Raw genomic sequence first — 10,113 nt, forward strand, 5'->3', positions numbered from 1 at the left:
TTAAGTCGCCGCTGAAACATAGTGCTGACACGGAATACAGAATAACAAGTTTGATCTTTGAAAACTGAACAACGAGTGAGTAAATATTCTGCTTGCAGAATGAACGCGAAAGTTTGAGACAAGCCTTGGCTTGAATCGGCTGGAGCACAAATGAGATTTTTAATCTCGTCAGATTCAAAATGAGCATATCGCTCTTTTCAAATACTTGAGATGATTTTTATAACGTCTAACCACGTTACTGAAATTCATCTTTTATTGGAGAGTTTGATCCTGGCTCAGGACGAACGCTGGCGGCATGCCTAATACATGCAAGTCGAGCGGACTTGAAGAGAAGCTTGCTTCTCTGATGGTTAGCGGCGGACGGGTGAGTAACACGTAGGCAACCTGCCCTCAAGTTTGGGACAACTACCGGAAACGGTAGCTAATACCGAATAATTGTTTTCTTCACCTGAAGAGAACTGGAAAGACGGAGTAATCTGTCACTTGGGGATGGGCCTGCGGCGCATTAGCTAGTTGGTGAGGTAACGGCTCACCAAGGCGACGATGCGTAGCCGACCTGAGAGGGTGATCGGCCACACTGGGACTGAGACACGGCCCAGACTCCTACGGGAGGCAGCAGTAGGGAATCTTCCGCAATGGGCGAAAGCCTGACGGAGCAATGCCGCGTGAGTGATGAAGGTTTTCGGATCGTAAAGCTCTGTTGCCAGGGAAGAACGCTTGGGAGAGTAACTGCTCTCAAGGTGACGGTACCTGAGAAGAAAGCCCCGGCTAACTACGTGCCAGCAGCCGCGGTAATACGTAGGGGGCAAGCGTTGTCCGGAATTATTGGGCGTAAAGCGCGCGCAGGCGGTCATTTAAGTCTGGTGTTTAATCCCGGGGCTCAACCCCGGATCGCACTGGAAACTGGGTGACTTGAGTACAGAAGAGGAGAGTGGAATTCCACGTGTAGCGGTGAAATGCGTAGATATGTGGAGGAACACCAGTGGCGAAGGCGACTCTCTGGGCTGTAACTGACGCTGAGGCGCGAAAGCGTGGGGAGCAAACAGGATTAGATACCCTGGTAGTCCACGCCGTAAACGATGAGTGCTAGGTGTTAGGGGTTTCGATACCCTTGGTGCCGAAGTTAACACATTAAGCACTCCGCCTGGGGAGTACGGTCGCAAGACTGAAACTCAAAGGAATTGACGGGGACCCGCACAAGCAGTGGAGTATGTGGTTTAATTCGAAGCAACGCGAAGAACCTTACCAGGTCTTGACATCCCTCTGATCGATGCAGAGATGTATCTTTCCTTCGGGACAGAGGAGACAGGTGGTGCATGGTTGTCGTCAGCTCGTGTCGTGAGATGTTGGGTTAAGTCCCGCAACGAGCGCAACCCTTATATTTAGTTGCCAGCACTTCGGGTGGGCACTCTAGATAGACTGCCGGTGACAAACCGGAGGAAGGTGGGGATGACGTCAAATCATCATGCCCCTTATGACCTGGGCTACACACGTACTACAATGGCCAGTACAACGGGCTGCGAAATCGCGAGATGGAGCCAATCCCAACAAAGCTGGTCTCAGTTCGGATTGCAGGCTGCAACTCGCCTGCATGAAGTCGGAATTGCTAGTAATCGCGGATCAGCATGCCGCGGTGAATACGTTCCCGGGTCTTGTACACACCGCCCGTCACACCACGAGAGTTTATAACACCCGAAGTCGGTGGGGTAACCGCAAGGAGCCAGCCGCCGAAGGTGGGATAGATGATTGGGGTGAAGTCGTAACAAGGTAGCCGTATCGGAAGGTGCGGCTGGATCACCTCCTTTCTATGGAGAATCGTTTCCCGAGTGGAAACATTCAAATAAGCAGGTTCTTTAGAACCTGCACAGCGACTCATTTCGGTCCGTCACTTCGGTGTGGATGAAATGAAAAGCAAAACACTCACTCGTTGCTCAGTTTTGAGAGCTCAAACTCTCAAACAGCTTGCTTTTGCATGGAGCTTGTTCTTTGAAAACTAGATATCGAAACGAAATTTTGCGAATTAGAACATTCCTTTAAGGGATGAATGCTTGTTCGGTTCAAGTAACCGATCAACAATCATCCTAGCTGATCTTGTGTAAACAAGTGAAGTGTTTATAAGGTAGATAATTGCTGTTGTGATGGTATCGAATGGGAGTGACTTTTGGCTTTGCGCAAGCAAAACAAGAGAAGCGAGCCGTCGAAATCGGAACAATTTGGTTAAGCTACTAAGAGCACACGGAGGATGCCTAGGCGCTAGGAGCCGATGAAGGACGTGGCGAACAACGAAACTGCCTCGGGGAGCTGTAAGCAAGCTTTGATCCGGGGGTGTCCGAATGGGGAAACCCAGCTGGGGTAATTTCCAGTTACTCATAACTGAATACATAGGTTATGCAGAGGCATACCAGGGGAACTGAAACATCTAAGTACCCTGAGGAAGAGAAAACAATAGTGATTCCGTCAGTAGCGGCGAGCGAACGCGGAGAAGCCCAAACCAGAGAGCTTGCTCTTTGGGGTTGTGGGACGTCTCACATGGAGTTACAAAGGAACCGATTAAGCGAAGAGGTCTGGAAAGGCCCGCCAAAGAAGGTAAAAGCCCTGTAGTTGAAAGTCGGTTCTCTCCGAGACGGATCCCGAGTAGTGCGGGGCACGTGAAACCCCGTATGAATCCGGCAGGACCATCTGCCAAGGCTAAATACTTCCTAGCGACCGATAGTGAAGCAGTACCGTGAGGGAAAGGTGAAAAGCACCCCGGAAGGGGAGTGAAATAGAACCTGAAACCGTGTGCTTACAAAAAGTCAGAGCCCGTTTTAGGGGTGATGGCGTGCCTTTTGTAGAATGAACCGGCGAGTTACGTTCCCGTGCAAGGTTAAGGTGAAGAGCCGGAGCCGCAGCGAAAGCGAGTCTGAATAGGGCGACATAGTACGTGGACGTAGACCCGAAACCGGGTGATCTACCCCTGTCCAGGGTGAAGGTGCGGTAACACGCACTGGAGGCCCGAACCCACGCATGTTGAAAAATGCGGGGATGAGGTGGGGGTAGCGGAGAAATTCCAATCGAACTCGGAGATAGCTGGTTCTCCCCGAAATAGCTTTAGGGCTAGCCTCGGAAAACAGAGTCGTGGAGGTAGAGCACTGATTGGGTGCGGGGCCCGCAAGGGTTACCAAGCTCAGTCAAACTCCGAATGCCATAGACTTACTTCCGGGAGTCAGACAGTGAGTGCTAAGATCCATTGTCAAAAGGGAAACAGCCCAGACCATCAGCTAAGGTCCCCAAGTGTGTGTTAAGTGGGAAAGGATGTGGAGTTGCACAGACAACCAGGATGTTGGCTTAGAAGCAGCCACCATTGAAAGAGTGCGTAATAGCTCACTGGTCGAGTGACTCTGCGCCGAAAATGTAACGGGGCTAAACACGCCACCGAAGCTATGGCTTGATGCAATGCATCAGGGGTAGGGGAGCGTTGTATAAGGGTTGAAGGTGTACCGTAAGGAGCGCTGGACATTATACAAGTGAGAATGCCGGTATGAGTAACGAAAAGACAAGTGAGAATCTTGTCCGCCGAAAGCCTAAGGGTTCCTGAGGAAGGCTCGTCCGCTCAGGGTAAGTCGGGACCTAAGGCGAGGCCGAAAGGCGTAGTCGAAGGACAACAGGTCGAAATTCCTGTACCACCGTAAGCCGTTATGAGCAATGGGGGGACGCAGTAGGGTAGTGACGCGGACTGATGGATGTCCGTCTAAGCAGTAAGGCTGATGTGTAGGCAAATCCGCACATTACTAAGGCTGAGCTGTGATGGGGAGCGAAAATTACAGTAGCGAAGGTCATGATCTCACACTGCCAAGAAAAGCCTCTAGCCAGGTGATGGTGCCCGTACCGCAAACCGACACAGGTAGGCGAGAAGAGTATTCTAAGGCGCGCGGAAGAACTCTCGTTAAGGAACTCGGCAAAATGACCCCGTAACTTCGGGAGAAGGGGTGCCCCGGTAGTGTGAATAGCACGAGGGGGCCGCAGTGAAAAGGCCCAAGCGACTGTTTAGCAAAAACACAGGTCTGTGCGAAGCCGTAAGGCGAAGTATACGGGCTGACGCCTGCCCGGTGCTGGAAGGTTAAGGGGAGTGGTTAGGAGCAATCCGAAGCTGTGAACCGAAGCCCCAGTAAACGGCGGCCGTAACTATAACGGTCCTAAGGTAGCGAAATTCCTTGTCAGGTAAATTCTGACCCGCACGAATGGCGTAACGACTTGGGCGCTGTCTCAACGAGAGATCCGGTGAAATTTTAATACCTGTGAAGATGCAGGTTACCCGCGACAAGACGGAAAGACCCCATGGAGCTTTACTGCAGCTTGATATTGAATTTGGGTACGATCTGTACAGGATAGGTGGGAGCCTTTGAAGCATGAGCGCCAGCTTGTGTGGAGGCAACGTTGGGATACCACCCTGATCGTATCTAGGTTCTAACCTGGTACCGTAATCCGGTGCGGGGACAGTGTCAGGTGGGCAGTTTGACTGGGGCGGTCGCCTCCTAAAGAGTAACGGAGGCGCCCAAAGGTTCCCTCAGAATGGTTGGAAATCATTCGAAGAGTGCAAAGGCATAAGGGAGCTTGACTGCGAGACCTACAAGTCGAGCAGGGACGAAAGTCGGGCTTAGTGATCCGGTGGTACCGCATGGAAGGGCCATCGCTCAACGGATAAAAGCTACCCTGGGGATAACAGGCTTATCTCCCCCAAGAGTCCACATCGACGGGGAGGTTTGGCACCTCGATGTCGGCTCATCGCATCCTGGGGCTGAAGTAGGTCCCAAGGGTTGGGCTGTTCGCCCATTAAAGCGGTACGCGAGCTGGGTTCAGAACGTCGTGAGACAGTTCGGTCCCTATCTGTCGTGGGCGTAGGAAATTTGAGAGGAGCTGTCCTTAGTACGAGAGGACCGGGATGGACGTACCGCTGGTGTACCAGTTGTTCCGCCAGGAGCACCGCTGGGTAGCTATGTACGGAAGGGATAAACGCTGAAAGCATCTAAGCGTGAAGCCCCCCTCAAGATGAGATTTCCCAGTATGTAAGACCCCTTGAAGACGACGAGGTAGATAGGCTGGGGGTGGAAGTGCAGCAATGCATGGAGCTGACCAGTACTAATCGGTCGAGGGCTTATCCAATATGCAAGTGATAAATCGCAAATTTCGTTTCGAATCTAGTTTTCAGAGAATGATCTCTGAAATGAAAATCGGTACATCACAGAACGTGTGTATGATTTTCAGTTCCATATTTGATTTCAAGAAGCTATGCTTCGACAAATCACGTTTGGTGGCGATAGCGGAGGGGTTCCACACGTACCCATCCCGAACACGACCGTTAAGCCCTCTAGCGCCGATGGTACTTGGACCGCAGGGTCCTGGGAGAGTAGGACGCCGCCAAGCGAACTCTTTCATCATACATAGAAAACAGGCTTTGCATGTGGACGTTGTACGATGAATTGCATTTGCTCTGCAAATGCATATTATTCCCTGATAGCTCAGTTGGTAGAGCACTCGACTGTTAATCGAGTTGTCACAGGTTCGAGCCCTGTTCGGGGAGCCAGTAAGGCCCGTTGGTCAAGGGGTTAAGACACCTCCCTTTCACGGAGGTAACAGGGGTTCAAATCCCCTACGGGTCATATTCATGGAGGCTTAGCTCAGCTGGGAGAGCATCTGCCTTACAAGCAGAGGGTCGGGGGTTCGATCCCCTCAGCCTCCACCATAACACTTTAATAATGACGCGGGGTGGAGCAGCCCGGTAGCTCGTCGGGCTCATAACCCGAAGGCCGCAGGTTCAAATCCTGCCCCCGCAATTTATCTTTCCTTAGAGAAAGTAATCTGGAACCGTGGTGTAGTTGGCCTAACATGCCTGCCTGTCACGCAGGAGATCGCGGGTTCGAATCCCGTCGGTTCCGCCATTTTTATACTATTAAATATCGCATGCGGACGTGGCTCAGCGGTAGAGCATCGCCTTGCCAAGGCGAGGGTCGCGGGTTCGATTCCCGTCGTCCGCTCCAATATTTTGCGCCCTTAGCTCAGCTGGATAGAGCGTTTGACTACGAATCAAAAGGCCGGGAGTTCGAATCTCTCAGGGCGCGCCATTATAACTTCAAATTTGCCGGCGTGGCGGAATGGCAGACGCGCTCGACTCAAAATCGAGTGGGAAACCGTGGAGGTTCGAGTCCTCTCGCCGGTATATATAACGGGATGTAGCTCAGCTTGGTAGAGCACCTGGTTTGGGACCAGGGGGTCGCATGTTCAAATCGTGTCATCCCGATCACAAAAAAGTACTATCTATAATTAGATAGTACTTTTTTGTTGTGTTCTAAATAGTGGAGTGTTAGATCAATGGAACACTTAGCAAAGTAACTTTTCGAGTAACTCAGGATAAGTTTCCTCAGCTTATATTGTCTTCAGGTTAATTTTGCATAAAGCCTTATTCTTTAGGTCACAATAAGTTTAAAAAGTGATAGAAGGGGTTCATGTGAACACGTTTAACTTCAGAAAACAATTCAAGAGACGCTGGCGACGGTGGAAACGAACATTATGGATGACGGCGGCTTTGCTCGCAGTTACAATATTGGCATATAGCGGGTTGCCAATATCATCTGCAATTGAGCGTTTGCTGACGACTGATTTCAGTGAGGCTACAAGTGCCATGGGACCAGTTACGCAGGAAACAAGATCTGAAGAGGAAATTCAGGCGCTAGTGGAGCAACTGGGTCCTGATCCGGATCGTTTAACGAGTGTGGTTTTGGAAACAGATTATATCTGCGGAGTGGAGACAGAGCAGCTGGGCAAGATGGCTATCCCAGAGGTAAAGATGCTATTAGCGCAACATCCGGAGTGGGATGCTAGGGTGGATACATCCGATGCATTGTATTTGAAGCAACGTGTAGAGGATTTGTCACCTCTCTGTAAACAACAGGCGTATATCAGTATAGATGCTGTAGGTAATCTCAATTTGTATGAGGGTAAGCCAGCAGATGAGAAGGTCATTCGAACGTTTTTTCAGCTGGATGTTGGCACGTTGGAGAGTTCTTTGCCTGAAGGAGTGTTGAGGCAATTACAGCAGGGCATACGAATTCAGGACAAGGATGAATATGACAGCGTGATCTCTACGTTCAGTGACTATGCAGTCGATGAAAACCATAAATTAATCCGTAATGGCGGGTAACCTAATCGACTCATTTACAATGTTGAGATGAATTTTATAAACATCGAATAACACGAAAACATTTAACAACCTATATAGAATGTAGTGAAGGACATCGAATAGATGTCCTTTTTGTCGTTTTAACTCAAAACGATAAAATACGGATAGTATGTAGAAAATTCACGAAGTAAGGCGTGTTTTGGGTTGAACAAAGTTTTTCCTGCCGGAGGGTCTATCTTTTGTTATAATGAAATGAACGATACATATGTTCGCTTTTTATGAGGGAGAGATGGTTTTGCGTTTTTTGGGAATTGACCCGGGGATTGCGATTGTTGGTTTTGGTTTTGTGGATAAAATCGGCAGTAAGGTGGTACCCGTACAATATGGATGTATTCAGACGGAAGCTCATACCCCGGATGAGGAACGGTTGCTTCACGTGTACGAGGGTATGGTGCAATTAATTGATAAATATAAGCCAGATGCAGTAGCGCTGGAGAAACTTTTTTTTAACCGGAACGTTACAACAGCGATGTCTGTCAGCCAGGCCAGAGGAGTTATGATTCTCGCTGCAGCACAGAAAGGTTTACCCATTGCAGAGTATACTCCAATGCAGATCAAGCAGGCTGTTGTTGGATACGGTAAAGCAGAGAAGAAGCAAGTGCAGGAGATGGTCAAGATGTTCTTGCGTCTTCAAGTCGTTCCTAAACCGGATGACGTAGCTGATGCGTTGGCTGTAGCCGTGTGTCATGCACACTCTTATACATTAAATTCCAAGTTGAATGAGGTATTGCGAAAATGATTGATTTTCTAAGAGGACAGTTCATGCATGTAGAGAATGATTATATTGTACTGGACGTTCATGGTGTAGGGTATCGCGTGTTCTGTCCGAACCCATTTACATTTGCTAAACAAGAGGGCGAAATAACCGTGTATACGCACCATCACGTGCGTGAGGATGCGATGTTACTGTTTGGCTTTGTTACAAGGGATGAACAGCGTTTGTTTCGTAAACTGATTGAAGTATCTGGTATCGGTCCAAAGGTGGCTCTGGGTATACTCGCTGGAGGTACACCAGAACATGTGGTTACAGCGATTTATCAGGAGAATCTTACGTTCTTGACCAAATTGCCAGGTATCGGAAAGAAGACGGCGCAACGCATGATTCTGGATCTTAAGGATAAGCTGGATGGCTTTGGCGTGGCAGCTTATGCAACAGGTCTGTTCGCTCCTCCATCGGAAGAGACGGGAAGTGGCTCCGCCTGGGATGAGTCACGTGAAGGTTTGAAGGCACTCGGGTATACGGATAGTGAGCTGGATAAGGTATGGCTCAAATTGAAAAAGGATGTTACTACAGCGGATTCCGTTGATGTATTGATGAAACGGGCACTGCAAATGCTGTTTACGGGATAAAGAAACCGGCTGAGTTCGGGAGAAACCGCACATATTATTAAATTGCTGTAGCCTTCAAAAAAAGGTAGGGATGAACATGGATGACCGGATTATTTCCGCAAACCTGATGATGGAAGACCAGAATGTTGAGCTGAGCCTTCGTCCCCGGTATCTGAATGAATATATCGGACAAAATCAGGTGAAGGAAAATTTAAAGATATATATTGAAGCTGCCAAATTACGTAATGAGGCATTGGATCACGTTTTGTTATATGGACCACCTGGACTTGGTAAAACAACACTTGCCAATATCATTGCCAACGAATTGGGCGTTAATTTACGAACCACATCTGGCCCTGCCATTGAGCGCCCGGGTGATCTTGCAGCATTGTTAACCAATCTGCAGGAAGGGGATGTCCTGTTTATTGACGAGATTCATCGTTTGCATCGTACGGTTGAAGAAGTTATGTACCCCGCTATGGAAGATTCGGCATTGGATATTATGATTGGTAAAGGGCCAAGTGCACGTTCTGTGCGGCTGGATCTGCCATCGTTCACTCTGATTGGGGCTACAACGCGTGCTGGTTTGCTGTCTGCTCCACTTCGAGACCGATTTGGGGTTATTAGTCGCTTGGAATTCTATACGGTGGATGAACTGGCTTATATCGTCTCACGCTCTACAGAAATTTTGGGTGTGGAGATTATTGGTGATGCAGCGGAAGAGATTGCATTGCGCTCGCGTGGACACCAAGGATTGCGAAACCGTTTGCTCAAACGAGTGCGGGACTTTGCACAGGTACGTGGTGACGGAATCATAACGCAGGCACTGGCGGAAGAAGCGCTTCAACGTCTCCAGATTGACCCTCTTGGACTGGATGACATTGATCATAAGATGCTCAAATCCATGATCAACAGTTTCCGTGGAGGCCCGGTAGGATTGGATACCATCGCTGCTACGATCGGAGAGGAAAGTCAGACCATTGAGGATGTCTATGAACCGTATCTGCTTCAAATAGGTATGATTCAGCGCACGCCGAGGGGCAGGATTGTGACTGATCTCGCCTATCATCATTTGGGTCTGCCTGTCCCACCAAGGGACGGTAAGTAGTTCAAATTTGAAGTACATTACCGGTTGTAAAGATTGAAAAAACCTAGGATTTATCCGATATATACTGAAGGATATGCATGGAGAGGAGTCTGATTGTGGGAAAAGCAATACGAACGAAGAAGTGGAGTCGTCGATTGAAGGTACTGGCGGCAGCTCTTTTGACGGTGGGATGTCTGCAAGTGCCGGCGTATGCAGCAGGAAATGATGGACAGATGATCCGTGTAGCCATGTTTGCGAATCTGGGCAGTACGTATAAATCGACTACACCACTCATTACGCTTGAATCGACGGGACAATGGAGCATCCAATCGGAGAGCGGCGCAAGTGTAAGTCTTCCAGCAGGACAAGTTCGTTTCAGTGCAGATGGATTTCGAGTGAAGGTATTGGAAACAGCGGACTTCAAAACAGCGGCTGCGGCAGCAAAATTGTTGCAGGCAACCGCGGATAAGCCATTGCTGTT

Annotated in this window: 4 protein-coding genes, 9 tRNA genes, 3 rRNA genes and 1 pseudogene; all 17 read left to right on the forward strand. The window is 49.2% G+C overall.

What is annotated here, in order from left to right; all coding sequences use genetic code 11:
- The first annotated feature begins 252 nt into the window (after positions 1-252).
- Positions 253-1,805, forward strand: a 16S ribosomal RNA gene (locus C0Q44_RS29670).
- Between the two features lie 410 nt (positions 1,806-2,215).
- Positions 2,216-5,142 (forward strand): 23S ribosomal RNA (locus C0Q44_RS29675).
- Between the two features lie 144 nt (positions 5,143-5,286).
- Positions 5,287-5,403 (forward strand): 5S ribosomal RNA (gene rrf, locus C0Q44_RS29680).
- Together the 16S, 23S and 5S rRNA genes with 9 tRNA genes alongside form the textbook arrangement of a ribosomal RNA operon.
- A gap of 84 nt (positions 5,404-5,487) precedes the next feature.
- Positions 5,488-5,563 (forward strand) — tRNA-Asn (locus C0Q44_RS29685).
- Between the two features lie 4 nt (positions 5,564-5,567).
- Positions 5,568-5,639, forward strand: a tRNA-Glu gene (locus C0Q44_RS29690).
- A 7-nt stretch (positions 5,640-5,646) separates the two neighbouring features.
- Positions 5,647-5,722 (forward strand) — tRNA-Val (locus tag C0Q44_RS29695).
- A 17-nt stretch (positions 5,723-5,739) separates the two neighbouring features.
- Positions 5,740-5,813: transfer RNA gene (locus tag C0Q44_RS29700), tRNA-Met, on the forward strand.
- 27 nt (positions 5,814-5,840) lie between these two features.
- Positions 5,841-5,918: transfer RNA gene (locus C0Q44_RS29705), tRNA-Asp, on the forward strand.
- A gap of 24 nt (positions 5,919-5,942) precedes the next feature.
- Positions 5,943-6,017: transfer RNA gene (locus C0Q44_RS29710), tRNA-Gly, on the forward strand.
- Positions 6,018-6,024: 7 nt separating this feature from the next.
- Positions 6,025-6,101, forward strand: a tRNA-Arg gene (locus C0Q44_RS29715).
- 16 nt (positions 6,102-6,117) lie between these two features.
- Positions 6,118-6,196, forward strand: a tRNA-Leu gene (locus tag C0Q44_RS29720).
- Positions 6,197-6,203: 7 nt separating this feature from the next.
- Positions 6,204-6,277, forward strand: a tRNA-Pro gene (locus C0Q44_RS29725).
- 207 nt (positions 6,278-6,484) lie between these two features.
- Positions 6,485-7,177 carry a BofC C-terminal domain-containing protein gene (locus C0Q44_RS29730; protein ID WP_105407166.1) on the forward strand — a complete coding sequence of 231 codons (693 nt, stop codon included), beginning with the start codon at positions 6,485-6,487 and terminating at the stop codon, positions 7,175-7,177.
- Between the two features lie 274 nt (positions 7,178-7,451).
- On the forward strand, positions 7,452-7,955 hold the full coding sequence (gene ruvC, locus C0Q44_RS29735) for a crossover junction endodeoxyribonuclease RuvC (RefSeq protein ID WP_105407167.1): 504 nt from the start codon (positions 7,452-7,454) through the stop codon (positions 7,953-7,955).
- Positions 7,952-8,566, forward strand: coding sequence for a Holliday junction branch migration protein RuvA (ruvA, locus tag C0Q44_RS29740; RefSeq protein WP_105407168.1), 615 nt, complete (start codon positions 7,952-7,954; stop codon positions 8,564-8,566). Before ruvC ends, ruvA begins: the two co-directional genes overlap by 4 nt.
- Before the next feature lie 76 nt (positions 8,567-8,642).
- Positions 8,643-9,653: a Holliday junction branch migration DNA helicase RuvB gene (gene ruvB / locus C0Q44_RS29745; protein ID WP_105410730.1), complete on the forward strand. Its 1,011-nt coding sequence runs from the start codon at positions 8,643-8,645 to the stop codon at positions 9,651-9,653.
- Between the two features lie 95 nt (positions 9,654-9,748).
- Positions 9,749-10,113 (forward strand): annotated as a pseudogene (locus C0Q44_RS29750) (SpoIID/LytB domain-containing protein); the annotation flags it as partial.

It is taken from the genome of Paenibacillus sp. PCH8, from assembly GCF_002968835.1.
Classification (GTDB): Bacteria; Bacillota; Bacilli; order Paenibacillales; family Paenibacillaceae; genus Paenibacillus.

Coding starts and splice junctions, on each gene's coding strand:
- ruvB (WP_105410730.1), top strand. CDS start 8,643: ATGGATGACCGGATTATTTCCGCAAACCTGATGATGGAAGACCAGAAT.
- ruvA (WP_105407168.1), top strand. CDS start 7,952: ATGATTGATTTTCTAAGAGGACAGTTCATGCATGTAGAGAATGATTAT.